Annotated in this window: 29 protein-coding genes; 15 read left to right on the top strand and 14 right to left on the bottom strand. The window is 62.1% G+C overall.

Annotation, left to right across the window (positions count from 1 at the left end; genetic code table 11):
* The first annotated feature begins 38 nt into the window (after positions 1–38).
* Entirely contained in the window at positions 39–500 is a 462-nt protein-coding gene (gene queF / locus PQU94_RS10710) for a preQ(1) synthase (RefSeq protein ID WP_013479332.1), read from the top strand.
* A gap of 247 nt (positions 501–747) precedes the next feature.
* On the opposite strand, the gene PQU94_RS10705 is transcribed toward queF, so the two are convergent.
* Entirely contained in the window at positions 748–1191 is a 444-nt protein-coding gene (locus PQU94_RS10705) for a hypothetical protein (protein ID WP_272741455.1), read from the bottom strand.
* A 131-nt stretch (positions 1192–1322) separates the two neighbouring features.
* Here PQU94_RS10705 and PQU94_RS10700 point away from each other — a divergent pair, with 131 nt between their 5' ends.
* Positions 1323–1790 carry a hypothetical protein gene (locus PQU94_RS10700; RefSeq protein WP_272741454.1) on the top strand — a complete coding sequence of 156 codons (468 nt, stop codon included), beginning with the start codon at positions 1323–1325 and terminating at the stop codon, positions 1788–1790.
* Positions 1791–1897: 107 nt separating this feature from the next.
* On the opposite strand, the gene PQU94_RS10695 is transcribed toward PQU94_RS10700, so the two are convergent.
* On the bottom strand, positions 1898–2530 hold the full coding sequence (locus tag PQU94_RS10695) for a nitroreductase family protein (RefSeq protein WP_272741453.1): 633 nt from the start codon (positions 2528–2530) through the stop codon (positions 1898–1900).
* A gap of 78 nt (positions 2531–2608) precedes the next feature.
* Here PQU94_RS10695 and PQU94_RS10690 point away from each other — a divergent pair, with 78 nt between their 5' ends.
* From PQU94_RS10690 to PQU94_RS10675, 4 genes are all read left to right on the top strand, one after another.
* Positions 2609–3280 (top strand): NUDIX domain-containing protein, encoded by a 672-nt coding sequence (locus tag PQU94_RS10690; RefSeq protein WP_272741452.1) that lies wholly within the window; start codon positions 2609–2611, stop codon positions 3278–3280.
* A 15-nt stretch (positions 3281–3295) separates the two neighbouring features.
* The gene (cysE, locus tag PQU94_RS10685; RefSeq protein WP_126419648.1) at positions 3296–4123 is read left to right on the top strand and encodes a serine O-acetyltransferase; all 828 of its coding nucleotides are present in this window, start codon (positions 3296–3298) and stop codon (positions 4121–4123) included.
* A 10-nt stretch (positions 4124–4133) separates the two neighbouring features.
* Positions 4134–4643 (top strand): hypothetical protein, encoded by a 510-nt coding sequence (locus tag PQU94_RS10680; protein ID WP_272741451.1) that lies wholly within the window; start codon positions 4134–4136, stop codon positions 4641–4643.
* Positions 4644–4788: 145 nt separating this feature from the next.
* Positions 4789–4989: a DUF3126 family protein gene (locus PQU94_RS10675; protein ID WP_272741450.1), complete on the top strand. Its 201-nt coding sequence runs from the start codon at positions 4789–4791 to the stop codon at positions 4987–4989.
* 33 nt (positions 4990–5022) lie between these two features.
* Here the strand turns inward: PQU94_RS10675 and PQU94_RS10670 are convergent, their stop codons facing one another.
* From PQU94_RS10670 to rpmH, 7 genes are all read right to left on the bottom strand, one after another.
* Positions 5023–5448, bottom strand: coding sequence for a hypothetical protein (locus tag PQU94_RS10670; protein WP_272741449.1), 426 nt, complete (start codon positions 5446–5448; stop codon positions 5023–5025).
* 115 nt (positions 5449–5563) lie between these two features.
* Entirely contained in the window at positions 5564–5998 is a 435-nt protein-coding gene (locus PQU94_RS10665; RefSeq protein ID WP_272741448.1) for a hypothetical protein, read from the bottom strand.
* Positions 5995–6801 carry a heme-dependent oxidative N-demethylase family protein gene (locus tag PQU94_RS10660; protein WP_272741447.1) on the bottom strand — a complete coding sequence of 269 codons (807 nt, stop codon included), beginning with the start codon at positions 6799–6801 and terminating at the stop codon, positions 5995–5997. The genes PQU94_RS10665 and PQU94_RS10660 overlap by 4 nt, the downstream gene beginning before the upstream one ends.
* Positions 6802–6851: 50 nt before the next feature.
* Positions 6852–7550 (bottom strand): ribosome biogenesis GTP-binding protein YihA/YsxC, encoded by a 699-nt coding sequence (gene yihA / locus PQU94_RS10655; protein WP_272741446.1) that lies wholly within the window; start codon positions 7548–7550, stop codon positions 6852–6854.
* 254 nt (positions 7551–7804) lie between these two features.
* Positions 7805–9781: a membrane protein insertase YidC gene (gene yidC / locus PQU94_RS10650; protein ID WP_272741445.1), complete on the bottom strand. Its 1977-nt coding sequence runs from the start codon at positions 9779–9781 to the stop codon at positions 7805–7807.
* A gap of 19 nt (positions 9782–9800) precedes the next feature.
* Positions 9801–10139, bottom strand: coding sequence for a ribonuclease P protein component (rnpA, locus tag PQU94_RS10645; RefSeq protein WP_272741444.1), 339 nt, complete (start codon positions 10137–10139; stop codon positions 9801–9803).
* A 514-nt stretch (positions 10140–10653) separates the two neighbouring features.
* Positions 10654–10788: a 50S ribosomal protein L34 gene (gene rpmH / locus PQU94_RS10640; protein ID WP_013479320.1), complete on the bottom strand. Its 135-nt coding sequence runs from the start codon at positions 10786–10788 to the stop codon at positions 10654–10656.
* A 247-nt stretch (positions 10789–11035) separates the two neighbouring features.
* Between rpmH and PQU94_RS10635 the strand changes: the two genes are divergently transcribed.
* Genes PQU94_RS10635 through PQU94_RS10620 form a run of 4 tightly spaced genes read left to right on the top strand, consistent with a single transcriptional unit; the run spans position 11036 to position 13814 of the window.
* A complete protein-coding gene (locus PQU94_RS10635) occupies positions 11036–12679 on the top strand; it encodes a sensor histidine kinase (protein WP_272741443.1) in 1644 nt (547 codons plus the stop codon).
* Between the two features lies 1 nt (position 12680).
* Positions 12681–13091, top strand: a complete 411-nt coding sequence (locus tag PQU94_RS10630; protein ID WP_272741442.1) for a DUF1801 domain-containing protein — start codon at positions 12681–12683, stop codon at positions 13089–13091.
* Positions 13092–13137: 46 nt separating this feature from the next.
* A complete protein-coding gene (locus tag PQU94_RS10625; RefSeq protein ID WP_272741441.1) occupies positions 13138–13443 on the top strand; it encodes an autorepressor SdpR family transcription factor in 306 nt (101 codons plus the stop codon).
* Positions 13440–13814, top strand: a complete 375-nt coding sequence (locus PQU94_RS10620) for an ammonium transporter (protein ID WP_272741440.1) — start codon at positions 13440–13442, stop codon at positions 13812–13814. Before PQU94_RS10625 ends, PQU94_RS10620 begins: the two co-directional genes overlap by 4 nt.
* Here the strand turns inward: PQU94_RS10620 and pip are convergent.
* Positions 13811–14803: a prolyl aminopeptidase gene (gene pip / locus PQU94_RS10615; protein ID WP_272741439.1), complete on the bottom strand. Its 993-nt coding sequence runs from the start codon at positions 14801–14803 to the stop codon at positions 13811–13813. The two genes, PQU94_RS10620 and pip, sit on opposite strands and share 4 nt — an antisense overlap.
* A 52-nt stretch (positions 14804–14855) precedes the next feature.
* Between pip and PQU94_RS10610 the strand changes: the two genes are divergently transcribed.
* The 3 genes from PQU94_RS10610 to PQU94_RS18230 are packed head-to-tail and all read left to right on the top strand — an operon-like array spanning position 14856 to position 16673.
* Positions 14856–16076, top strand: a complete 1221-nt coding sequence (locus PQU94_RS10610; protein ID WP_272741438.1) for an MFS transporter — start codon at positions 14856–14858, stop codon at positions 16074–16076.
* Between the two features lie 37 nt (positions 16077–16113).
* Complete coding sequence (locus PQU94_RS10605; protein ID WP_272741437.1) at positions 16114–16350, top strand: hypothetical protein; 237 nt, start codon at positions 16114–16116, stop codon at positions 16348–16350.
* A complete protein-coding gene (locus tag PQU94_RS18230) occupies positions 16347–16673 on the top strand; it encodes a type II toxin-antitoxin system RelE/ParE family toxin (RefSeq protein ID WP_368407075.1) in 327 nt (108 codons plus the stop codon). Before PQU94_RS10605 ends, PQU94_RS18230 begins: the two co-directional genes overlap by 4 nt.
* A gap of 37 nt (positions 16674–16710) precedes the next feature.
* Here the strand turns inward: PQU94_RS18230 and pheT are convergent, their stop codons facing one another.
* Positions 16711–19092 (bottom strand): phenylalanine--tRNA ligase subunit beta, encoded by a 2382-nt coding sequence (pheT, locus tag PQU94_RS10600; RefSeq protein ID WP_272741436.1) that lies wholly within the window; start codon positions 19090–19092, stop codon positions 16711–16713.
* Positions 19093–19146: 54 nt separating this feature from the next.
* Entirely contained in the window at positions 19147–20220 is a 1074-nt protein-coding gene (gene pheS / locus PQU94_RS10595) for a phenylalanine--tRNA ligase subunit alpha (RefSeq protein WP_272741435.1), read from the bottom strand.
* A gap of 454 nt (positions 20221–20674) precedes the next feature.
* Here pheS and fumC point away from each other — a divergent pair, with 454 nt between their 5' ends.
* Positions 20675–22069, top strand: a complete 1395-nt coding sequence (fumC, locus tag PQU94_RS10590; protein ID WP_272741520.1) for a class II fumarate hydratase — start codon at positions 20675–20677, stop codon at positions 22067–22069.
* A 917-nt stretch (positions 22070–22986) separates the two neighbouring features.
* A complete protein-coding gene (gene sugE, locus PQU94_RS10585) occupies positions 22987–23322 on the top strand; it encodes a quaternary ammonium compound efflux SMR transporter SugE (protein WP_303651422.1) in 336 nt (111 codons plus the stop codon).
* Positions 23323–23339: 17 nt separating this feature from the next.
* Here sugE and PQU94_RS10580 read toward each other — a convergent pair whose 3' ends face one another.
* Positions 23340–24518 (bottom strand): DUF1501 domain-containing protein, encoded by a 1179-nt coding sequence (locus PQU94_RS10580; RefSeq protein WP_272741434.1) that lies wholly within the window; start codon positions 24516–24518, stop codon positions 23340–23342.
* Positions 24519–24611: 93 nt separating this feature from the next.
* Positions 24612–26066, bottom strand: a complete 1455-nt coding sequence (locus PQU94_RS10575) for a DUF1800 domain-containing protein (RefSeq protein WP_272741433.1) — start codon at positions 26064–26066, stop codon at positions 24612–24614.
* Positions 26067–26106: the final 40 nt, after the last annotated feature.

Here is a 26106-nt window from a genome sequence, read left to right as displayed (position 1 = left end):
AATTATTATCCTATTCGAATGAAAAGGAAAGGTCGTTCATGGCGCACTATACCGATAATCTGACGCAACTGGGCCAGCAGTTGGGCGCGCCGACCGACCCGGACAGCGCCGTTTTGGAGCGCGTACCCAATCCGCACGCCGATATTGACTATGTGGCGCGCTTTACCGCCCCGGAATTCACGTCCCTGTGTCCGGTGACGGGGCAGCCCGATTTCGCGCACCTGGTGATCGACTATGTGCCGGGCGAGTGGCTGGTCGAGTCGAAATCGCTGAAGCTGTTTCTGACGGCCTTCCGCAATCACGGGGCTTTCCACGAAGACTGCACCATCTATATCGCCAAGCGCCTGCGTGATCTGCTGGCCCCGCGGTGGCTGCGCATCGGCGGCTTCTGGTATCCGCGCGGCGGCATCCCGATTGACGTCTTCTGGCAAACGACCGAACCGCCGAAAGGCGTGCTCATCCCCGACTTCGGCGTGGCCACCTATCGCGGCCGGGGGTGAGGGTCAATTATACCTCCCTGCCCTTGGGCGGGGAGGGGGACCGCACGAGCCTGTCTGAGCCTTGGCGAAGACAGGTGAGATGTGGTGGTGGGGTGATTTTCTGAATTTCAAAAAGGGCAAGGCTGAGACGTTTTCAAAGGCCACCCACTCCCGCACCTGAGGCTTCGAGCGTTACGCGGTCCCAACGCTGGCGAAAGCTATACTTTCGCTGGCGCTATACCCCAAACACGTTGGGGAGGTATAAGAATTACGATGTGTCTTTGCGGGTCTTCGCGGGTGTAACGGGCGGCTCAAAATGCCGGGCCATGACCTGTCTGAGGCTTTCGGGGTCGCCCTTGGCGGCGCGATGCAGCGTTTTGGCCTTCAGGGCGAGCGCACGGGTGGCGATATCAAACTGCGTCTCTTTGGCCGGGGCAGGCGGCGGCGCAGTGGTGGGAGTGGCTTTCTTTGCGGTCACCTGTTGCTCGATACGGGCCACGGCGTTTTTGATCGCCTTGGCTTCGGTGGCGTCGCAGCGGGCATAGAGCCGCTCGATCAGTAAAGCGCGGCGGATGCCCTTTTCGATCTCTTCGCCGGTTTTGGGGTCGTCTTCGCGGCTGAGCGCCAGCAACATCCGGTCGGCTATGGCGCGCAGATGCCCGCGCCGGGTTTCCGGTGTCAGAGCCTCGGGGATGACTGCCGCTGTGTCCATGCGCGCGAGGATAGACCGCCGTCAAACAGCGGGGATAGATTTTGCTCTTCCTCTCGCGCCAACCGGGAGAGGGGAGGGGGCTAGGCTTCTGCCTTCACCCGTGTAGAATAAGCCCAAGGGGGGAGGGGCCGATGTGGAATCGCTGGTGGATACGGATACCGGTCGCCTTGGTATTTGGCGTGATAGCGCTGGTTGCAGGCAACTGGATAAGTGTTGTGCTGACTGTCGTCATGCCCCTCCTTGCGGAGGCAGGCGAACTGGATTTTGCCGGATCAGCACGTGTGCATATCGGGGTTATGGAAACGCTTTACTTCGTCGTCCCGACGCTGATCGTTGCCGAATTTTTTGGGTTTATTCGCAAGCGTCGTATGTGGACGACGGCCTATATACTGTATTTCACAGTTTTCTCAGCCGTCCTGACCCTCACCATGATGGCGTTGATGGCCTACGCGCCGCAACATCTCCTCGCAATGGCAGATGTCTGGCCTTTGATGGCTATAGGCCTTGCCGTTCTTGCGGGGCGAGTGGCCATAGAGCCGTATCTCCGATCTCGTCGTCAGGCACATTCCCAAGGCCCATCCCACGTCGAGACGTTTTAACATCTGAGAAGGTAGGTTCGTCTGATCTCCTCTCCCATTAGGGGACAGAAACGGGTGGAGGGTCTGCGACCCTGCCCGCCGGAGGGACCTTCTTACAGAGGTCTAAATCACCCCTCCCAGAAGCTCACCCGTTCGGCATAGTCCGGGCGGTCGCGTTCCAGCGGCGCTTCGGTGGGCGTGCCGAGATAGATGAAGCCCGCCACCTCTTCGCCGTCCCTGAGGCCCAAAAGCGCCTTGGCCTCGGCGTCATAGGCATACCAGTCGGTGATCCAGTTGGCGCCATAGCCCATGGCCCCCGCCGCAATCAGCAGGTTCTGACAGATGGCAAAGGCCGAGCCCATCTGCTCCCACAGGGGGATCTTATGCGGCTGAACCGGCGAATAGACCACCAGCAGGGCTTGCGGCGGTGTGGAGAGTTTGAGGAGCGCGCCCGCCTGCGCCTTGTCACCACGCGCTTCGGCCAGAGCGCGCAGCTTATCGACCAGCCGCGCCTTCGATTCCGGCGTGAAACGCACGATGCGCCAGGGGCCGATCTTGCCGTGGTCGGGCACGCGGAAGCCGATCTTCAGCAGCACCTCCATCTCGTCTTCGGACGGCGCGGGCAGGCCAAGTGTCGGGGCCGGGGCGGAGCGCCGCGTCAGCAGCAGGTCCAGGGTTTGCGCCGAGATTTTAGCGGGCAGGGGCGTGCCAAAAGGAATGGGAGCGAGGTCCAGTTGGCGAATATCGGCTTTGGCGGTCATAAAACACTCTTCATCGCAAATACGGTCTTGATCTCTTATAGGCCGCACTGGCAGGTTTTGACAGACCGGAGGCCCCTGATGAGCGATACCTTTTCCGACGACATTCCGCCGCGTGCCGTGTCGCACCGTCAGGAACACAGCCTGCCGGGCTGGGACTCCGCCGAAAAGGATGCCACCCGTCCGCGCTGGCGCACCCTGGTCGGGCGGACCGTCTATCAGACGCCGTGGATATCGGTCGAAAGCCATGAAACCGTGGCACCGACGGGTAAGCCCGCTCATTACGGCTTCGTGCACTTCCGTAACCGCGCCGTGGGCGTGGTGCCGTTGCACGACGACGGGACGGTGACCATGGTCGGGCAGATGCGCTTTGCGTTTGATGCCTGGAGCTGGGAAATCCCCGAAGGCGGGGCGCACTTCGACGAAGACCCGATGGAAGGGGCGCGGCGTGAACTGCGCGAAGAGACAGGGCTTGAGGCCGCGACGCTCACCGAAATCCTGAGGTACGACCTGAGCAATTCGGTCACGGACGAGACGGCGATCCTCTATCTCGCCACCGGTCTGAGCGAAGGGGAAACCGACTGGGACGACACCGAAAACCTTGAAATCGCGCGGGTTGCCTTCAAAGACGTGCTCGAAGCTGTTATAAAAGGGCAGATACGGGACTCCTTAACCGTTGCAGCGGTACTGAGGGTGTACCATATGGCTGTCACAGGGGCGCTGGAGGCGTCTCTGGCAGCAAAGATTGTGTGAGGCAAAGGGTCAAAGATGGCGCAACCGTTTGAGGTGATTACACCGCAGGACAAGCCGATCTGGCTGACCCTGCGTCAGGAAGCCTCCGACGTGGTGGCGTCCGAGCCGGGTCTGGCCTCGCTGCTGCATTCGACCATCTTGTCGCACGACGATCTGGCCTCGGCCCTGTCCTATCATATGGCGCGCAAGCTGGCTGACGACACCCTGCGCGGTATGACTGTGCGTGAGATGGTGCAGCGCTATCTCAAGGCCGACAGCGCCCTGGTCGAGGCGGCGGAGGCCGATCTTCAGGCCGTCTATGAGCGCGACCCGGCGGCCAAGGGCTATCTGCAAACCTTCATGTTCTTCAAAGGCTTCCTGAGTCTGCAAGTCTATCGCATCGCGCACCGACTGTGGCAGGACGGGCGCTTTACCATGGCGCACCTGCTGCAAAGCCGCGTGTCGGAACTGTTCCAGATCGACATTCATCCGGCGGCAAAGGTCGGCAAGGGCGTGCTGATGGACCACGGCACGGGCATCGTCATCGGCGAAACGGCGGTGGTGGGCGATGAGGTGTCGATGCTGCACGGCGTAACGCTGGGTGGAACGGGCTCTGAACAGGGCGATCGTCACCCCAAGATCGGCCGCGGCGTGCTGCTGGGGGCCGGGGCCAAGGTGCTCGGCAATATCGAGATCGGTGAGTTTGCCAAGATCGCCGCCGGTTCGGTGGTCCTGAAGCCCGTCCCGGCGCACTGCACAGCCGCCGGCGTTCCGGCACGGCTGGTCAACTGCCAGACCTGCCCCGACCCGGCCCGGTCGATGGATCAGACTCTTTCGGATGTGATCTACGATTACGTGATCTGATAGCAGAAAGATGAGAGGTCGGGTCTTTACGGCGGAACCCCCTGAGCGATCCCAAGTGCAGGCCTATCGTCAGCGTGGGGCTTACACCGATGCCTATTATCTCGACCTTACCTTTCGCGTCACTTTGAACGATTATATTGAGGCCTTCTACACAACGCCGCTGTTCAAATGCGAACGTCTGGTGTTGGCTTTACTGGTGGCTAAACCGTCGACTGACTCGCAGGCTAGGGCTCTGGCGTGTCGGGAGAGTCTGCGGTTTGCCGCGTGGACTGTTGAGGCCCGCGAGCCCGATCAGATACTGATGTGTGACTTCCTGTCCAAGACGCGCTCGTGGCTGAGTTGTCAAGCCCTGCCTAGCGGTACAAGGCTCTGGTTCGGCAGCGTTGTTGTCCCTGAGCGTATATCCCCTGATGGAAAGGCATGGCTGGGTTTCGGCTTCCATGCGCTTTTGGGTTTCCACAAAATCTATTCCAAAGCCCTTTTGAGCGCGGCGGGTCAGCGTCTCAGGTCGCGGGCCTGAGCCATTTCCATGTTGACGCTTGCGCCTTGGGGTTTGCCTCTGGCGGCGTTCGCGGCTAAACAGACATACATACTCTATCCCCGCCCCGGTGAAATCGTGCTTTGATCGCATCGTTCAGGGCCCCGCCATTTAAGAGATACATCACATGACGCCTGCAGAAATCACCAAGGTGCAAGCCTATCTGACCCAGACCTTCGGCACCAAGGGCCTTGAGGTCCGTGCCCGCAAGCAGAAGGACTCCGCCGAGGTCTATATCGGCGAAGACTTTGTCGGCGTCGTCTATGTCGATGAGGACGAGGAAGGCTCCTACCTGTTCGAAATGGCCATCCTCAAGGAAGACCTGTAATTTTGAACGCCCCGCGACATATCGCGGGGCTTTTTACCAGCAGGAATTTGTGCCTTTCAGATGAAAGGTCTGATTTTCACCTCCGTGTGTCAGGACAAACGTGGCCAACACATCATCAAAGCCCTGACGGGACTTCAGCTTTTTAAAGGTGTAGGCAACAACCGTTTTGCCGTCTTCACTGCTAAAACGGGCTGTGCGCATGGGTTTTGTCTCGGTGCTCTGGTGTGTGAGCCCAATTGTTTGGTCATTTAGGCGGATTAAAGCGTCGCTTTGATCGTTGATCCAGATGAGTGGGCCGGTAGGGCCATCTTTTCCATAGCTTTGGTAAAACGCCGTGAAGCACCACCCGGAAATATGTCGGTCGATTTCGTCTTCACTGATCTCGCCCATTGTCGCAGCGTGCGCCTTCGCTATCCATAGAAGGCCGATAAAAATGCTTACGGTGGCGGCTGTTTTCATAATTCTATACCTGGCAAGCAGGCTATGCTTGCAATATATTGTCGTTTTTTCAATGTAGTGTCTGTGTAGAGATCACTCGCCTAAGCTAGAGAGTGAAGTGAGTGGCGCAACTGCCTCAGCAGCCGCTCTGGCCGTAAACCGTCACGCTCTGCGACCTGCCCTTCTGTGTGAGGGTCAGGGTTCCTGCCATGTTGGACAACTCCTCGCCCAGCCTCTTTGTCACCTTGAGGGTCTGTGTCACCCGCAGGTTGCCGTCGGCGCTGACAAACTGGCTCACAGGGGTGACGCTCGACTTCAGTTCCCCTTTCAGCGTCAGGGTGACAAGCTGACCGTGCCACCGCATCAGGCCGGTTTGAAAATCGTCATGCCAGAGGATAGGCGGTTGGCCTTTTTCAAAGTCAGGCGTTCGGTAAAGTGTCGTGCCGCAACCGTCGAGATGGGCCTGATTGATCTCTCTGTGCGTAATGGACCCAACGGTGCTCGCCTGTACCGGTGTCGTCAGCGCTATTAAAGCCGTGACGGTATCGCCATCGTCAGCCTCATCCCTCATCTCCCTTTCAGGCGCAGGATGAGCCGCTCACGTTCGGCGCGCAATCCCTTATATTCGCTTTGCGCCTCATCGAGGGCTTCGATCTGATGGATCAGGCCTTGGGTGAGGCGTTCGCGTTCCGGGTGGGCCTCAATGGCCTCCAGCGGCGTCAGGTGGATGCCGATGGTGAACAGCACCGCACCCGTCTGCGGCAGTTTACGCAAGGTCTGACGTTCAACGCGCACATAGACGGTGTCGGCGCGGTCGCCGCGTCCGAAGCGCTGCGGTGGGGACAGGTGGGGATGGTGCAGCGTGTCCGTGCCGTACAGCGACCAGTTCCAGCGAATGACCGGTTCATCGGGACGCAGATTATCGAAAATGCGCTCGATGATCGTGGCGTTGCGCGTCCCTGTCTGAAAATCGGGCACCGGGCCATGCACCTCATGCAGGGGCTTGCCCAGCTTGTCCGGCAGCGACCATGAGGAGGGGAAGCAGATGCAGCCCGCCGTCAGCCGCCAGCCTTCGGGGGATGTTTGCAAGATGGCCAGGTCTTCGGCCACCAGTCGTGCCGCGGCCATCAGCGGGGCGTCAGACGGCGGGGCGGGGGTGTTGAGCGTGCTTTCGATCAGACGCAGGGCTTCGCCTTGCGCGGCTTCGGAGCCCGGTTGCGCACCGAACACGGCGTCGCGGTCCTGGCTCAAGAGGCGTTCTTTTTCCGCCAGATAGCGGGGCAGGCGCTCATCACGCTCCAGCCACGCCGCGTCTCCCAACGGGGCCAGACCGATACGAAACAGAGGCTGCGAACCGTCAAAGGGCGTGTGCATGAGTGCTATCTTATACCTCCCTGCCTTTGGAGGGGAGGTATGAATGAGACTTACGGCGCGACCGCGCAGGTCGTCATGATCTCGGCGCGCAGTTCGGGGATGCCGTGGCCTTTTTCCGAAGAGGTCGCCAGCACCACCGGGTGCGCCGCTGGCCGCTTTTTGATCTGCGCCTGCGTCTTCTCGATGACGGCCTTCAGCTCGTGCGGCTTGATCTTGTCGGCCTTGGTCAGAACGATCTGATAGGAGACGGCGGCGACGTCCAGCGCGTCCATCGGCTCATTATCGACCGCTTTCAGCCCGTGGCGCGCGTCGATCAGCAGATAGGCGCGTTTGAGGTTCGGCCGGCCGCGCAGATAGTCGCGCCCCAGATTCTGGAACTTCTTGACCTCGGCCTTGGACGCCTTGGCCCAGCCATAGCCGGGCAGATCGACCAGCCGCAGCTTTTCGTCCAGTACGAAGAAATTGACCTCGCGCGTGCGGCCCGGCTCGTTGGAGGCACGCGCCAGATGGTTTTGCCCGACCAGCGCATTGATCAGGCTCGACTTGCCGACATTGGAGCGCCCGGCAAAGGTCACTTCGGGCAGGTCGGCGGCGGGCAGTTGCTCGATCTTGGCCGCGCCCATCATGAAGGTGGCCGGGCGCGCAAACAGCACGCGTGCGGCTTCGAGCGTTTCGGCGGAATAGAGCGCCTCTTCAGCCGTCTCAGCGGCGGGGGCGTGCTCAGAGGTATTTTGCGTTTCGTCGGTCATGGACGTGCCTTTAAAACCTATACCTCCCAACACGTTGGGGAGGGGGACCGCGCCCGATAGGGCGTGGGGGTGGGGTATCTTGCGAACTTACAAATAGCAAAGGGGTGGAGATTGAAGAACCCCCACCACCACATCTCGTTTGCCTTCGGCAATCTCGTGCGGTCCCCGGCTCCGGCCGCCCGGCTCCCCAGCAAGCTGAGGAGGTCTAAGAAAGGACCGGCTCTCCGCCCAAAGGCGGTAGGTAACGGATCGCCTTAGTCCTTCTTCGTCCCGCGGGTGCGTTTGGTGCCGCCTGCCGAGCTGCCCGTGGCCGCCGGCTTGCGCTTGCGGGCCGGGGTGCCTTGGGTCACTTCGCCTTCGTGGATGGCTTCCTCGGCCACCTCGATGACGTGCGCCGCTTCGGACTTCGGCTTGGTTTTGGCGACCTTGCCCAGCAGGGTGTCGATCGGGTTTTCGACGCCCATCTGGCGCATCAGGGCGTATTGCTGCGCCACGGTCAGGACGTTGTTCCACACCCAGTAGATCAGCAGGCCCGAAGCAAACGGCGCCATGATGAAGGTGAACATCACCGGCATGAAGGCGAAGATCTTGCGCTGCATGGGGTCGGGCATCGGCGGGTTCATGCTCTGCGACAGCCACATGGAGGCCCCGTACAGCAGCGGCAGGACGCCGATATGCAGCGAGGTCGCCATCAGCCCGCCAATGACCGGCAGGGTGGCCGGATCGTAGGGCAGCAGGCCGAACAGGTTGAACATCGTCGTCGGGTCCTTGCTCGACAGATCCTGAATCCAGCCGAAGAAGGGCGCGTGGCGCATTTCGATGGTGACGAACAGCACCTTGTACAGCGAATAGAAGACCGGCATCTGCACGAAGATGGGCAGACAGCCCGACATCGGATTGACCTTTTCCTTCTGGTAAAGGCCCATCATTTCAATCTGCATCTGCTGCGGATTGCCTTCGTGCTTCTTCTTCAGCTCCTCGACCTGGGGCTGAAGCATCTTCATCTTGGTCATCGACTCATAGGATTTATGCGCCAGCGGGAAGAAGATGAGCTTGACCAGAACGGTGAGGCCCAGAATGGCCAGACCGAAATTGCCGACATATTTGAACAGGAAGTCCAGCACGAAGAACATCGGGCGGGTGAAGAACCAGAACATGCCCCAGTCGATGGCCTTGTCGAACGACGGCAGGTGCAGCTTGTCCTGATAGGCGGCCAGAAGCGAGGCCTGCTTGGCACCGGCAAAGACACGATAGGTGACGCTGACCGGCTGACCCGGCTGCACCGTCACGGCGTCGGCGACATAGCCCGCCTGATAGAGGAAGTTGAAGTCCTTTTCGTCGGCCGGGGTCTGATCCGTCGCCTTCATGGCGGCGTGAATCTTCGCCTTCTGATCCGGAATGACCGCGGCCAGCCAGTATTTGTCGGTCAGGCCCATCCAGCCGCCGGTGGAGTCGGCCTTGAAACCGGCCTTCTTCTCGTCCTTTTCCCACTTGTGGAACTTGAATTCCGGGGTGGTATAGCCCTTGCCCGTAGCGTCCTTGGAGAAGGCCCCGATGCCGCCTTCGTGCAGGATCATGTTCTTGCCGAGCGCTTCGGGTGCGCCCTGACGCACGACATTGGCATAGGGGGCCAGCGTCACCGCCGCGCCCGTGGCATTGACCACAGTGTCGGTGACGGTGATCATATACTTGTCATCGAGGCTCAGGCGGCGTTCAAAGCGCAGGCCCGTGCCCGCATCATAGCCCAGCACCACGTCCTTGCCCGGCGACAGCACGCTGCCCGAAAGCACGGTCCACACGCTGTTGCCCGACGGCAGGCCCGGCACATTGGCCCCGACCCAGCCCGATTCGGCATAGTATGCGTGCTCGGCCCCTTGCGGGCGGAACAGCTCGACATTGGGGGAGTCGGCCTTCAGAGTCTCTTTATATTGCTTGAGGAACAGGTCGTCGATGCGCGCACCGGCCAGAGACAGCGAACCCTTCAGCGCCGGGGAGTCGATGGCGACGCGCGGTGTGGCGGCGACGGCCTGATCGCGCGTCAGCTTGCCTTCGACAAACAGCGACTCCGGCGTGGCGACGGGGGCCTTGGCGGCCTCGATCTTCTTCTGCGCCATGGCGGCGGCGCGTTCCTTCTCCATCTTGGGCCCGGCCACAAAGAACTGATAGCCGAACAGGATCGCCATGGAGAGGGCGAGGAAGATGAACATATTGCGATTGTCGTCGCGCTTCATGAGAGACTCTGAAGAGGGGTTAAACTTTGGGCGACAGCCTTATCAGGGCGCGTTTGACATCGTCAAGCAAACCTTGCCACGGGCAGGACTTGGTTGCGTCGCGCGCAATGAAGACATAGTCGTGACCGGGGCGGCCGTAGTCGGGCAAAAGGGCGCGGGCCGCTTCGCGCATCCGGCGCTTGGCGCGGTTGCGTTTCACCGAACCGCCGGTCTTTTTCGTGGCGGTAAAGCCGATGCGGATGGTGTCGTCCCCGTCATTGCGAAAGCGCGCCTGAATGACCACCGTCGGGCGCGCCTGATACGCCGCCTTGTTGGCGGCCAGAAAATCGCTGCGGTTTTTCAGAACGGGAAAGGTCATTTGAACGTCTTATACGTCCCTGTATCTGAGGGGAAAAGGTGGGGAATGTATGCATAGACTCCATACCCGATCATCGCCGTTTGAACCTGGGTGGCGGCCTGTCTCCTCCCTGCGGCGTAAGCCGTGGGGAGGGGGACCGCTAGCGCAGCGCAGCGGTGGAGGGGGATGGCTCAGTTCTTACCACCCTCTCTAGAGTGATGTGCGGAAAAGTGTGAGCGGTTTTCCGCAAAAACATCGCGACAAAACAAAAATTTAGAGCGAAATGACGATTCCGCTTAAAGTCATTTTGCTCTTGTGATTCAGGCGCCTAATGATCAGGGTTTCGGGCTGAGGCACGGTCTTGAGTCATCCCCCTCCGCTTCGCCACGCTCAGCACCTCCCCATTGCTTCGCAACAGGGAGGAGAAACCGCGCTGCCTTAGACACCCACGCCAAGGGCAGGGGTGAACACAAACGAAAAAGGCCCTCGAATCGCTTCAAGGGCCTTTTCCTGTGTCGGTGGTCCGAACTGCGGGTTAGGCAGTCAGGCGCTTGCGGCCCTTGGCACGGCGACGGGCGACGACTTTTTGGCCATTCTTGGTGGCCATGCGCGCGCGGAAGCCGTGGCGGCGCTTGCGGACGAGACGGCTCGGCTGGTAAGTGCGTTTCACGGTTGTAGCTCCGGGGTTTGGACACGATAACCCAGTGTGTGCGAGCCATCGTTGAAAGAAGAGGCGGCGTCACTAAACCGTGAGCGCGGGCTTGTCAATGGCTATGCGCCGGGATTCGCACCTCAGACGCAGAATCTTTATGAGGCCGTGAGCGCGCGCCGGGTGATTTTACACTGACCCTTCACGGATTTGTGTTAATATGTGTCTCTACACATATGTCGTCTGAGCGGCCACACCCAAGAGCGGAATGTCGAGCGATCTGACCGAAACCCTTATCGAAAACGGCACGCGCAAGGATCTGACACCGGGCCGGCGGTTTCGCGTGGGCGCCCCTCTGTGGCGTGAAGCCGAGGACGGGGCGGCGGCCAGCCCGCGTCCGCGCAAATGGCACGACCACAGTCTGCAAGCCTTTCTGGCCAGGCGCTGGAAGGCGCTCAGGCCGCATCTGAAACGCGGCTGGACCGATTTTCGCTCATTTTTCAGCGGTCTGTCGGGCCACCTGCTGGCTTTGACAGCGGTGTTCGTGGCGGTGATGGTGGTCATTATCATGGTGCCGACGCTCGCCGCCTATCAGGAACGCTGGCTGATTGACCGCGTGCGTCAGGCCGAAATCGCCTCTCTGGCGCTCGATGCCTCGGCCGAAGGGGCGGTGTCGCGCGAATTGTCGAGCCAGTTGCTGAACAGCGTCGGGGCCTCCTATCTCGCCCTGCAAAGCGGCGGTGTGCAGTTCGTTCTGCGCGACCCCAGCAGCACGGTCGAACCCGATGTCATCGACATCCGTCATCAGGAGCGCGGCCTCAGCGACGACCTGACCTATCTGTGGGGGCCGTGGAAGACCCTGTCGGGGCGCGAAGACCGCCTGATCCGCACTGAAGCCGTACCCAAGGTGCGCAAGGGCACCGACATTATCGAAATCGTCGTCCCGGCCCAGCCACTGAAACAGGAGTTGCGCGAACAACTGGGGTCGATCCTGCGCCTGTCGCTCCTGATTTCGCTGGTCGCCGGTGCCCTGATCTTTGCCGCCCTGTCCTTCTTTGTGGTGCGTCCGGTGCGGCAACTGACGCGCTCGATCGCGCGCTTCAAGGAAAATCCCGAAGACGGTGCTGCCGTGCCGCAACTGTCCGGTCGTCATGATGAGATCGGGCAGATTGAGGAAGAGTTGTTCAAGATGCAGCAGGAGGTCGGCCACGCGCTGCGCACCCGCGCGCGACTGGCGGCGCTGGGGCAGGCGGTGTCGAAGATCAGCCACGACCTGCGCAACATGCTGACGGCGGCGCAGATGGCGTCTGAGCGTCTGGCCTATTCCGGCGACCCCAATGTCACCAAGGCCTTGCCGCGCCTGGAACGGGCGCTGGACCGCGCCCTGACGCTGGCGCAAAACGTGCTGAACTACGGCAAGACGGACGAAATCCCGCCGCGCATCCAGATTTTGCGCCTGAAAGACCTGTCTGAGGCCGCCGCCGAAGACGCCGGACTGGCGCTCAATGCGCGCACGCCGGACCGCGTGCGCTTTTCGCTGAAGGCGGAGCAGGGCTTTTTCTTTGAGGCCGATCCTGACCATATCCACCGCCTGCTGGTCAATCTGATGCGCAATGCGCGTCAGGCCATTGAAAACCAGCCGAACCGCAAGACGGTGGGGCGCGTGACGCTGAGCGCGGTCAAGACGGCGGAAGAGGTGATTCTGGTCCTCTCCGACAACGGGCCGGGCATTCCCGAGCGCGTGCGCGAAAAGCTGTTTCAGCCCTTTTCGACATCCCTGACCCCCGGCGGGTCGGGGCTGGGGCTGGCCATTGCGCGCGAACTGGCGCAGACGCATGGTGGCGATGTCAAGCTGATCGACACCGGACCGTCGGGCACATCCTTTGAGGTGCGTATCCCGCAGAAGGGGTGAGATGACAGAGAACGCCCCCAAACGCCTCTCTGGCGGCAATCCGCAGATCGCCAGAGGCTATGGCGATGCGCCCGTGCAGACCTATATCGCCGCCATGCCCGGCTGGAAACGCGCCATTGGCGCGCAGATGGATGCGATCATCACGCAGGCCGTTCCCGGCGTCGAAAAGGCGGTCAAATGGAACACGCCCTTCTACGGCCTCGAAAAGGACGTGTGGTTCACAGGGTTCCACTGTTTCGACCGCTATATCAAGGTCAGCTTCTTTCGCGGCACCGCGCTCGACCCGGTACCGCCGGGTCCGTCGAAACAGGCCGAGGTGCGCTATTACGATATCTACGAAGACCGCTTCGACCCCGAACAGTTCGCCGATTGGGTCAAACAGGCCAGCCAGCTACCCGGTGTGAGGGCGTAAGCCATCACGCTTGACATAAATTCGACGATTAGCTAATTATCGAATCATGAATCTGGTCTTCAAAGCCCTTTCCGATCCGACGCGCCGCCGCGTCTTGCAACTGCTGCAAGGCGGGCCTCTGAGCGCCGGTGATCTGTGCGACCATTTCGATGTGTCCAAACCCACCATGTCGGCGCACTTCGCCGTGCTGAAAGAGGCTGATCTGGTGCACACCGAAAAGGCGGGAAAGTCGGTCATCTATCACCTGAAGCTCTCGGTGCTCGAAGAGGCGCTGCTGGGCTTTGCCCATTCGTTCGGTCTGGGGTCAGACGCCGCAGAGCCCGGAGCTGTCAAGCTGGAGGTTGCGAAGTGAAAACAGACATCCTTGCGGGCCTTATCTGGGCCGGAGCCTTGATCGGTCTGGCCTTGCTGGCCAGCTTTGCCCGATCGCACGGCTGGATTGGTCCGGAGACCGCTCTGCGCGCGATGGCCATGAACGGTCTGGTGGTCGCTTACTATGGCAATCGGGTCCCGAAGCTCATTGTCCCAAGTGCTTTGAGGCGGCAGGTCAACCGTTTCACCGGCTGGATGCTGGTGGTCAGCGGCTTGATCTATGCCGGTTTTTGGGCCTTCGCGCCGCTGGATATGGCCATGATCTTCGGCACCGGTGCGATGGCGGCAGGTCTGGCTCTCTGCGTCCTCTACTGCCTGTGGATGCGGACGCAAATGCGAGCCAGCGCCTAGCTCACCACCGTTATCGCTTCGTCCGCTGCCGCGACGAGGCCATCCAGCACGCCGGGGTCGGACGAGGAATGCCCGGCCTTTTTCACCAGATGGAACTTCGCCTCCGGCCACGCCCGGTGCAGGTCCCAGGCCGAGGTCATGGGCGTGACCACATCGTAGCGGCCCTGCACAATCCACGCCGGGATGTTCTTGAGTTTGTGGACATTTTCCAGAATCCAGTTATCGCTCTCAAAGAAGCCGCGGTTTTGGAAATACCACGACTCGATGCGGGCAAAGGCCACGGCAAAGTCGGGATCGGTGAACTTGGTCGGGGCCTCTGGCGGGCCTTCGATCGACAGGGTGTCGCCTTCCCAGCCCGACCACGCCAGCGCGCAACGCACGCGCTCAGCCGCATCCTCACCGTTCAGGCGTTTGATATAGGCCGCCAGCAGGTTGCCGCGTTCCGCTTGCGGGATCGGGGCCACAAAGCGCTCCCACAGGTCGGGATAGATATTGGCCGCGCCGCCCTGATAGAACCAGTCCAGTTCCGACTGCCGCACCAGAAAGATGCCGCGCAGGATCAGGGCCGATACCCGCTGCGTATGGGTCAGGGCGTAGGCCAGAGACAGGGTCGAGCCCCACGAGCCGCCGAACACCACCCATTTATTGACCCCCAGCCGTTCCCGCAGCGATTCCATATCGGCGACCAGATGCCAGGTGGTATTATCTTCCAGCGACAGGTCCTGCGAGGCGTGCGGCCGCGACTTGCCGCAGCCGCGCTGATCGAACAGGATGATGCGATAGGCCTTCGGATTGAAGTAGCAGCGCAGGTTGGGGCTGGTCCCGCCGCCCGGTCCGCCGTGCACCACCACCACCGGAATCCCTTGTGGGTTACCGCTTTGCTCATAATAGATTTGATGTTTCCCCTCCGTCGGCATATAGCCGGTGTCGTAGGGTTCGATCTCCGGATAGAGACCTTTTGGCAATGTGACGACGGCTTGATCGGTCATAAGGAAACTTGTGCAGCGGGCTGTGGCGGTTGCCGCCGATCAAAGACCCATTATGCGCAGCGATTCAAGCCTTTTTACCCTGACGACCGTAAAGCGGCAGAGCCTTTTCTACGCCCTGATCTTTATCGGGTCGGGGGCCAGCCTACCCTATATGCCGCTGTGGTTTGCTTCAAAGGGCATGAGCGGAGCGCAGATCGGGCTGATTCTGGCCCTGCCGCTGCTGCTGCGCGCCGTGACCGGGCCGGTGATGGGGGTATGGGCCGAAACCTTCCCGCTGTTCCGGTCGCCCATGCTGCGGCTGGCCATAGCAGGCGGGCTGGCCTATGGCGGGCTGATGCTGTGGCCGCTGGCCGGGGAGGCGCGCTTCTGGCTGTTCGTCGCCCTGTGGGCCATAGGCTATAGCTGCATCACCTCGATCAGTCCCTTGCTCGATGTCATGACCATCCAGATGTCGAAGCGCGAAGGCTTCAACTATACCGGTCCGCGCGCCGTGGGGTCGGCGGCCTTTATCGCGGCCAATATCGCGGTGGGTTACGGGCTGAACCTTTTGGGTGTCGATCTGATTATCATCTGGGTGGTTGTGCTGTGTTTTGCGGCGGCGCTGGCGGCGTGGCGTCTGTTGCCGGCGGCTCCGCGCCACGTCGAAGAGGGCGGGGGCCGCGCCCCGGCCTATCTGCCGCAGGAAACGGGGGCGCAGCGCGTCAGGGCCCTGCTCGGCAATCCGGTCTATGTCCTGTTGCTGGCGGCGATGGGCTGCGTGCAGGGGGCGCACGCCTTCTATTATGGCTTTTCCACCATTCTGTGGAAGGGGCAGGGGCTCGATGGCGCGACCTGCGGCTATCTGTGGGGGGCGGGGGTTGCGGCGGAAATCCTGTTCCTGATGTTCGGCTTTCGCCTCAGAAACCGCTTCGGCTCGTGGACCCTGTTGCTGGCGGCGGCGGGCCTCAGCGTCGTGCGCTGGTTCCTCATGGGGTTTGTGCCGCCGGTGGGCGTCCTGTGGCCTTTGCAGACCCTGCACGCCTTTTCGTTTGCCGCCTGCTATCTGGCCGGGCTCGATCTGGTCAACCGCATGGCCACGAAGGGCTCGGAAAGTCTGGCCCAGACGCTCAATGCCGCCTGGGTGACGGGCGTGATGATGGGCCTGTCCACCCTCGCTTCAGGGCCGCTCTATGACGCTCTGGGCAGCGGCGGCTACTGGGTGATGGCGGGCATGTCGGGTGTGGGGCTTCTGATCGCCGCCTATCTCTACCGTCGTCAGGTGCTGCGGCCGTAACGTTGACAATTTTCGAGCTTGGGCGGACACTGTGGGTATGACCGTTCGCCTCAACATAGACCTGCCTGATGACATCAGCGCCTTTGTCGATGCCCAATCGGCCGAGGGCAGCCCAGCCGACTATATCCGGCGTCTGATCGAAGAGGACATGATGCAGGCCGAAGTGATGTCCAGCCTGCTGCGGGGGCTGAATCAGGCTCGGCGTGGTGAGGTCGTGCCCCCAAGCGTGCTGGACGAGATCATAGCCGAACTTGAGGCTGCCCCCAAAGAATGACCGCTCCCTATGTGCTTTCGGCGGAAGCCGTGAAGGCGTTTCGAGACATCAGCCGGACCACCGCTGCCAGATGGGGAACGGATCAGGCGGCAAAGTATTTGTCGATCTTGATAACCGGATTTGAGGACATAGCCGCCAATCCGAGAAGAGGGCGGCTATACGCCTCCGAAAGAACCGGTGAGTTTCGGACACGACGTTTCGGACGGCACCACGTCGTCTATATCATTGAGCCGAACGCCCCTGTGATCATCGCCGGGCTATTCCACGAAAGAATGGACTTACCGGCCCGTCTGGCCTTACTGACGGCAAAGCCGAGAAGATAACCCACCTCCCCATGCCTTCGGCACAGGGAGGAGATTTTTAGCTGCGCAGCACGGCTCCGGCCTTTTGGGCGGCGGCGACGATCTTTTGCGATACGGCGTCGATTTCCGGCTCGGTCAGGGTCTTGTCCGCCGGTTGCAGCGTGACCTCAACCGCCAGAGACACCTGACCTTCCGGCACGCCCTGACCCTGATAGACGTCAAAGACGCGCGCTTCGCTGATCAGGAGCTTGTCCGCGCCCCTGATGGCGCGCACCAGATCGCCGGACGCCGTGCCCGCCGCCACGAGGAAGGCGAAGTCGCGCGTCAGCGGCATCAGGTTGGACAGGCTCAGCGCGCCCTTTGACTTGCCCGATTTTGCTTTCGGCTGCGGCAGCAGATCGAGGCGGATTTCAAAGCCCACATACGCCCCATCAAGGTCCATCGCCTTAAGCACCGACGGATGCAGTGCGCCAAATTCGGCCAGCACCGTCTTCGGCCCCAGTTGCAGGCGCGCCGAACGGCCCGGATGCCACCAGCCGCTGTTCGACCCCTGCACCAGTTGCAGCGAGGCGACCGGCACATTGAGTTCCTCAAGCAAGGCCAGCAGATCGGATTTCAGTGCAAACAGCGCGTCCTGACCGGTGGCGGCCCAATGACGCGCCTTGTCCGGGGCCTTCAGCGCGGCAATGACCGTCTTCTGATCATTGGGCTCAAGGCCGAAATAGACCGGCCCGATTTCAAACAGTTGCGCGCCGGGATAGCCCTTGGACGCATTGCGCCCGGCGGCTTCCAGCAGGTTCGGCAGGATGGACGGACGCATACAGTTCAGTTCCGAGGCAATCGGGTTGGCCAGAAGCAGTGCGTCATTACCGCCGCCGAACAGTTTTGCGTAACCCTGCGGCATAAACGACCAGGTGACGGCCTCGCTATAGCCAAAGGCCGCCAGCGCCCGGCGCGCCGTGCGGGCGCGGGCCTGCGACGGGGTCAGGACGCCGCCGTTCTTGGGGGCCACAGCGGGCAGGGGCGTCGCCGGGATATGGTTGAAGCCATAGATGCGCGCCACCTCTTCGACCAGATCGGCCTTGCCGTCCACGTCGCGGCGGAAGGACGGCACGCTGACGGTCCACGGCGTGGTCTTGTTGACGCCAAAACCGAGCGCGGTAAGGATCGTCTCGACCTTCTCGTGCGGCACGTCAAGGCCGGTCAGTTGTGCCACATAGGCCGGGTCGAAGGCGACATCGGGCTTGCGCGCCGGGGCCTCGCCCGCCACGACGATGTCCGACGCTTCCCCGCCGCACAGGTCGAGGATCAGTTGCGTGGCCAGTTCCAGACCGGGCAATACAAATTCCGGATCGACCCCGCGCGCAAAGCGGTACTGCGCATCCGAGGTGATGGTGGTGGTGCGGCCCGTCTGAGCGATGCGGATGGGGTCGAACCAGGCCGATTCAAGGAAGACATCGACCGTCTCGAAATCAACGCCGGTCGAGGCCCCACCCATGACGCCGCCCAGACCGATGACGCCCGAAGCGTCGCTGATCGTCGTCATGTCCGGCGTGACAGCGTAGGTCTTGCCGTCCAGCGCCACGAAGTCAGACGTGTCGGCGGGCAGACCGGCTTCGATCACGCTGCCCGACAGCTTTTTCACATCATAGACGTGCAGCGGGCGGGCGCGGTCGAACGACAGGTAGTTGGTGATATCGACCAGCGCCGAGATGGGTTTCAAGCCGATCGAGGTCAGCTTGTCGGCAAGCCATTTGGGCGACGGGCCGTTCTTGACGCCGCGGATGACGCGCCCGGAGAACAGCGGGCAGGCGTCGCCATCGACCTTGACCGAGATCGGACAGGGGAAGGTGCCCTTGACCGGGGGGATGGGCGCGTCCTTGAAGGCCCCCAGACCCGTGGCGGCGAGGTCGCGGGCAATGCCGTGCACGCCCAGCCAGTCGGGACGGTTGGGCGTCACCTCAAAGTCGATAACGGGCTCCAGCGCGAAGACGGCGCTGACCGGGGTGCCGACGGCGAGGTCGTCGGAAAGTTCCATGATGCCGTCGGAGTCTCCATCCAGCTCAAGCTCGGCGGCCGAACACATCATGCCGTTCGACACGACGCCGCGCACCGGCTTTTCGACCAGGGTGACGTCAAGGCCCGGCACATAGGCCCCGATGGGGGCATAGACGGTGGTCAGACCGGCGCGGGCATTGGGGGCGCCGCAGACGATTTCCTTGCGGCCATCGACCGTATCGACCTGAAGCACCTGAAGCTTGTCGGCATTGGGGTGGCGGGCGGCCTCAACGACCTTGGCCACCGTAAAGGGCGTCAGTTTGGCCGCCGGGTCGGTGACGTCTTCGACCTCAAGGCCGGCCGCGGTCATGGCGGCGGCGACGGCCTGAATATCGGCGTCGGTGTCGAGGTGATCTTTAAGCCAGCTAAGGGAGAATTTCATGTCTTACATTCCGGGGTCGAGGGGCCTTCCGGCCCCTCGTCTTAAATCTCTAAATCAGGAAGGGCCGCTTGCCGGGTTCGGCGCGGCGAACCCGCTAAAGCCGTAGTGGCTCAGCCAGCGCGTATCGGCGGCGAACATGTCGCGCAGGTCCGGCACGCCGTATTTGAGCATGGCCAGACGATCGACGCCCATACCGAAGGCAAAGCCCTGATACTCCTCCGGATCGACGCCGCAGGCCTTCAGCACATTGGGGTGCACCATGCCGGAGCCCAGAATTTCCATCCAGCGGTCGCCATCCCCGATGCGGATTTCCGCCCCGTTGCGCGAATAGCGCACGTCCATCTCCGCCGACGGCTCGGTGAAGGGGAAGTGGTGCGGACGGAACTGCGTGATGACGGTGTCCGTCTCGAAAAAGCGCGACAGGAAGGTGTCGAACACCCATTTCAGGTGGCCCATATGCGCCGTCTTGTCGATGACGAGGCCTTCGATCTGATGGAACATCGGCGTGTGCGTCTGATCGGAGTCGCAGCGGAAGACGCGCCCCGGCACGATCAGGCGGAAGGGCGGCTTACCCGCGATCATCGAGCGGATCTGCACTGGCGAGGTATGGGTGCGCAAGAGCTTCCTCACCCCGTTTTCATCGGGGTTGAAGAAGAAGGTATCGTGCATTTCGCGAGCCGGGTGCTTTTCCGGGAAGTTCAGCGCGGTGAAGTTATGGAAATCGTCTTCGATGTCCGGCCCTTCGGCGACTTCAAAGCCCATCTCGGCGAAAATCGCCACCATCTCGTCCATGACCTGCATGGTCGGGTGGACTCCCCCCCTGGCGCGGGGCGCGGCCGGCAGCGACAGGTCGATGCGCTCGGATTGCAGGCGGCGGCTGAGGTGCTCGGCTTCCAGCACGTCCTTGCGCGCATCGAGCGCGGCCTGAACCTGATCACGCACGGCATTGATGGCCGCGCCGGTGGCCTTGCGCTCTTCGGGGGGCAGGGCGCCCAGGGTTTTCAAAAGGCCGGAAATGCGCCCGGTCTTGCCCAGCGCCGACACGCGCACGGCGTCGAGCGCAGCAAGGTCTTGCGCGGTCAGGATTTCGGCTTCGATTTCGGCGGCCAGATCGGAATAGGTGCTCATGGTCTCACGGAGGAAAACGGATCGCCGTGTGTTTAGAGCGCAATGCGCCGTGAGTGAAGCGTTTTCTGCTCAGGCGGCGCGGGTTGGGCGGCAGGCATGAAGGTGTTGGTCTTTTCTCCTGCCTGTCGCGTAGCGCCCCGAGGCAGAGGGGGATGACTCCATCTTTATTCTGCTCTCAGGCGATTCAGGAGGAACGGATCAGGGTTCGGGGGACTGTCAGGAATTTCGTGTGTGGGCGTGCATAATGGGAGCAAAGGAGAACGGTTCCCCCCACCCCACAAAACCCCTTGCCCTTTTGGGGCAAATGTTCCACTGAAAGCCGCAGATTTTCAGGAGGGGTGCATCCATGTTCAGCTGGTTGTTCGGCAACAAAAAATCGAAGGCCAAAGCGGCTAAGACGCAAGTGTCTCAGGCCCCGGTCGTGGATGCCCCGGCAGTAACGGAGACTCCCGTCATGACCAAAGCGACACGTACCGAAACCGATACCTTCGGCCCCATCGAGGTCGATAATTCGAAATACTGGGGCGCGCAGGCGCAGCGCAGCCTCGGCAATTTCAAGATCGGCTGGGAAAAGCAGCCCCTGCCGGTGGTGCGGGCGCTGGGGATCGTCAAGCGCGCGGCGGCGGAAACCAATCAGTCTTTGGGCAAGCTGGACGCCACCATCGCCAATGCCATCATTCAGGCGGCCAACGAAGTGATTGAGGGCAAGCTGAACGACCACTTCCCGCTGGTGGTGTGGCAGACCGGTTCGGGCACGCAGTCCAACATGAACGCCAACGAAGTCATCTCCAACCGCGCCATCGAAATTCTGGGCGGTGAGATGGGCTCGAAAAAGCCGGTGCACCCCAACGACCACGTCAACATGTCGCAGTCGTCGAACGACACCTATCCGACCGCCATGCACGTGGCCTGCGCCGAGCAGATCGTGCATGACCTGCTGCCGGCGCTGAAGCACCTGCACGCCGCGCTCGATGCCAAGGCGAAGGCCTGGGCCGAGATCATCAAGATCGGCCGCACCCATACGCAGGACGCCACGCCGCTGACGCTCGGTCAGGAGTTTTCGGGCTATGCCAAGCAGGTCGAAAACGGCATTGCGCGCATTGAATCGACGTTGCCGGCGCTGATGCAACTGGCGCAGGGCGGCACGGCGGTCGGCACCGGGCTCAACGCGCCGATCGGCTTTGCCGAGGGCGTGGCCGAAGCCATTGCGCGCATCACGGGCCTTGGTTTCACCACGGCGCCGAACAAGTTTGAAGCGTTGGCGGCGCATGACGCCATGGTCTTTTCGCACGGGGCCATCAATACGGTGGCGGCGTCGCTGTTCAAGATCGCCAACGATATCCGCTTCCTCGGCTCCGGCCCGCGCGCGGGCCTGGGCGAACTGGCCCTGCCGGAAAACGAGCCGGGCTCGTCCATCATGCCGGGCAAGGTTAATCCGACCCAGTGCGAGGCGCTGACTCAGGTCTGCGTGCAGGTGTTCGGCAACCACGCCGCGCTGACCTTTGCCGGATCGCAGGGGCATTTTGAGCTGAACGTCTTTAACCCGGTGATGGCCTATAACTTCCTGCAGTCCGTGCGCCTCTTGGCCGACGCGGCTGTGAGCTTCACCGACAACTGCGTGGTGGGGATCGAGCCGCGCATCGACAATATCCGTAAGGGCGTCGAAAACTCGCTGATGCTGGTGACGGCGCTGAACGGGCGTCTGGGCTATGACGCCTGCGCCAAGATCGCCAAGACCGCGCACAAGAACGGCACGACGCTGCGCGAAGAGGCGGTCGGCGGCGGCTACCTGACCAACGAAGAGTTCGATCAGTACGTCCGCCCGGAAAACATGGTGCGTCCCGGTTAATTGGCGGGCCGGTTTCGGCAAAATACGAACGGGCGGAAGATCAGTCTTCCGCCCGTTTGTTTTTTGGTCGTTTGGTTTTGGTGTTTGGCTGTGCGGTGGGCATCAGCGCCTCCCTGTCGTTACGCGTTACTGGTCATTTAGAGTATTCGTCGGCTCAGTTGAGCCGCCTCAAGGCTCTAAATTTTTTGCTTTAGCGCGCTTTTTTATCCGAAAAGTGCGTCACACTTTTCGGCAAGCGCTTTGTCAGCATCGCTCAGATGACGAGCAGGGCGACGGTGGCGAGGGCGGCAAACGACAGGAAGAACAGGCCGGTCAATACGGTGGTCATGGGACTTATCCTTAAGCGATGGTGAGGAGCGAGATCACGCAGAAGGCGGTGATCGACAGGAAGTAGAGCGGGGTGAGGTAGCGTGTCATGTGTATATCTTTCGGATTGTTTAAGTATTGGATCAGATGCTGAGCAGGGCGAGGGTCAGGAAGGCGGCAAAGCTGAGGAATGTGACGCCGGTCAGAGAGATTTGCATGTCGATATCCTTTCGGTTTGATAAGTATTTGGTTTAAGTTTTGCTTGTGTGGGGCGGCGTTTCGTCCGCCGGTGAGGTGGGTATGCCGCAGCCCGCCGATAGTTTCAAATTAAATGAACGTCATGAACGGGATTTAATCATTTGATTTATTTAATGAATTTCGTGTAATAGCTTACAGGCCTGTAATGTGGCCAAAAGCTGAGCCCGATCAGGGCTTTATCCGGCGTGCCGCGTTTGCTATAGCGCATCTGTTCCCGACGAGACGCGCCGTACCGGGACCGGAGTCAGCGCATCCCCAAAAGTGCCACGCGGTTTTGGGGTACGGATGCGCGGTAAAAACGCCGGGCAGACAAGACGACGCTCCCTGACATTTTATTATCAAAGGCGTGCGTTATGACGACGGTCTTGCCGATGCCGTGGGTGTATCTGATTATTGCCGGGCTGCTGGAGGTGTGCTGGGCCATCGGGCTGAAATACAGCCACGGCTTTACGAAGCCTGTCCCGAGCCTGTTCACGCTGGTGACGCTGGCCGGGAGTATGTTTTTGCTGGCCAAGGCGGCGCAAAGCCTGCCCATCGGCACGGCGTATGGCGTGTGGGTGGGCATCGGGGCGCTGGGGGCGGCGATCCTCGGCATCGTGCTGTTCCACGAGACGGTAACGCCGATGCGGCTCCTGTTTCTGGGGATGCTGCTGGTGGCGATTATCGGTCTGAAGGCGACGGCGGCCTGACGTTGCGCGTGGCTCCGTCAGGCCCCCACCAACCCATCCAGCGGTTTGGCGCTCAGCGCGCCGGGGAAGACGTCGGTCTGTAACCGGCGCACATCGGCCCCCAGATGGTCGCGGGCCACGCCCATCACCACAGCGCGCAGGTCGGTGGTGGGGGCGAGGTCGCGTCCTTCGTAGAGCTGTGCGGCCTTAAGTCCCGGCCAGTCGGCGATGACGCGCCCGCCCCTGACCGCCCCACCGGCGAGGAAGGCCGTCGTCGCCTGACCGTGGTCGGAGCCCTGCGTGCCGTTAAAGCGCGCCGTGCGGCCAAATTCGGTCGCCACCAGCACCACGGTGTCGGCCCATTTCGGCCCCATGCCCTGTTCGAGTGCGGCCAGAGACTGATCGAGCCCCCCGAGAAGCTGCGTCAGGCGGCGCTGTTCGGCGGCGTGCGTGTCCCAGCCGTCAAAGGCCATGGCGGCGATGCGCGGGCCGTCGTCGCGCCCCATCAGCGCCGCTGCGCCCTTGGCCATATCGACCATGGCCCCAGCCGGGCCGCCGGTGCCGCTCATCGGGTTCATGCCCGACGCGATCTTGCCGGTGTCGATGCCTTCCTGAAGCACGGTCATCAGTGCCGGGTCGCTTTCGCCATAGAGCCGCAACAGGCGCGGGGCGAGGTCCGGATCGGCGGCTTTGAGCTGCTGCGGGGCCCAGCCGAGCAGGGGCGCTTCGCCGCGGATGACCAGCGGAGTCAGCGTGCCGACCGACAGCGACCGGGGCGCGGTGCCGATCTTTTCACCGTCCCCCAGCGACAGGATCAGGCGGTTGAGCCAGCCCGTATCGGCGTGGCCGGGGGCGTCATAGCCCGACTCCAGCACGTCCTGACCGTCGAAGTGCGAGCGATTGCGATAGGGGGTGGCCGAGGCGTGGACAATGGCCGCCTGACCCGCCCCATAAAGGCGCTTCAGATTCGGCATGGCGGGATTGAGGGCGAAAAACCCGTTGAGCGGCAGGGCGTCGCCCTCCCACGCCGGGGGGCGCAGGGCGGCGAAGTCGGGATCGCCCACCGGCGGCACGGCGGCGAGGCCATCCAGCGCGCCGCGCAGGATGATGACGACGAAGCGCGGATCACGTCCCGCGGCAAAGGCGCTCTGCGGCAGGACAGCCGAGGCAAACAGGCCGGTGGAGGCGACGAGGAAGGAGCGGCGGTCGAGAGTCATATCAAGCGCTTTCCGAAAAGTGGGACGCACTTTTCGGATTCAAAAGCGCGTCAGCAAAAATGTTAGCGCCGGTGTGGCGCAGCCATACGGGCGCTAACGCCTCATGAATTCGGGAGAGAGGAGCACGAGGGCCAGGCCCTGCGGACGGGTTTCGGCCAGAGCGACCGAGCGGCGGGTGGTCTCGGAGATTAGGCCTTTCAGCCGCGCTTCGGCAAAGACGCGCGGATCGGTCCTTTCGGCGACGCGCTCCGATAACTGATAGGCGAGGTCGAGGCGGTTGTTCAGCCCTTCTGGGGTCGCCCAGACGCTGGCCAGATCGGAAAAACCGTTGGGGCCGGGCGGCTGCCACAGGGGCTGACCCAGCACACGCAGCGCCTGAAGGAAGCGCTGCGGCTGGATCGGCGTATCGAGCGCCCGCAGGCTGGCGATGACGTATTCCTGCGGGGTCCGCAGCTTGGCGCGCGGCGCGCTCCAGCTTTCGTCGGCCTCGATCAGGGCCGCATAGACGGCGCTGAGGTCGCCGTCAGTGTCAATGAACCGGCGGCTTAAGCGTTCGACCAGTGCCGGTGGCGGCTGATCGCTGACGAAGTGTCGCACCAGCTTGGTGGCGATGTGCTTCGCCGTTGCCGGATGGCGGGCGAGGTCTTCCAGCACGCGGATGCCCTGCTGTTCGCCGTCATCGGCATAGGTCTTACCCATGATCGTCTGCGGGCCCGGCTCGTGCGCATTGGGGTTGAAGCGGAAGCCGTCGCCCTGGCCCTCGCGGCTGAGGGTCCATCCCGTGATCACCTTGGCAAAACGGGTGACATCGGCCTGCGTGTAGCCGCCATTGACCCCCAGCGTGTGCAGTTCCAGGATTTCGCGGGCCAGATTTTCATTCAGCCCGCGCTTGCCATTGCGGTTGGCGCGGGCGTTGGGTCCGATCGAGGCGTCGTTGTCGAGATAGGCCAGCATGGCCGGATGGTGTTCAACGGCCAGCAACAGATCGCGGAAGCGGCCCGTAAGATGCGGGCGAATGGCCTCGCGCTCATAGGCCCCGGCCAGCACACGATCCGGCAGGCCCTTATCGACCGAGATGGCGAAATGGTTGGCCCAGAACATCACCAGCCGCTCATAAAAGCCGATGGGAGCGGCCCCCCAGGCCTTCAAACGTGCGGCCACCTCGGCCGAGGTAACCGCCTGCGGCAGGCGCTGATCGTCGGACGCCGCAGCCGGTTTGCCCGCCATATCGGGCGCGGCCATGGGGGCCCCGTCCATGCGCGGGGCTTCCTGAGCGGGGCTTCGGGTCTGTGCCTTGATCTCACGCTGGGCCTTGCGGGCCTGATTATAGGCGGCCAACTGCGTGAGTAACTCCGGTGTCGGCGGCAGGGCGCTGGAAAAGCCCAGATCGCGCTGCACGTCGCTAAGGGGCAGGCTGAGTTCGGGGGGCGAGGTCAGCTCCGCCATCAGCGCGCGCCGCGCATCACCTAAGGCCGCGTCGAGGCCCCGCGGTGTATTGCCCAGTCCGAAACGGCTGAACGCGATGGCGGCTTGGGTGTCCGGGCTCATGACGCCTCCTCTGTATCAAGCCTCATGCCGAAAAATGGGC

It is taken from the genome of Asticcacaulis currens (assembly GCF_028550395.1).
In the GTDB taxonomy this organism is placed as follows: domain Bacteria; phylum Pseudomonadota; class Alphaproteobacteria; order Caulobacterales; family Caulobacteraceae; genus Asticcacaulis; species Asticcacaulis currens.
Note: the sequence above shows the minus strand (reverse complement) of the source record. Positions and strands in the feature narration are given on the sequence as shown.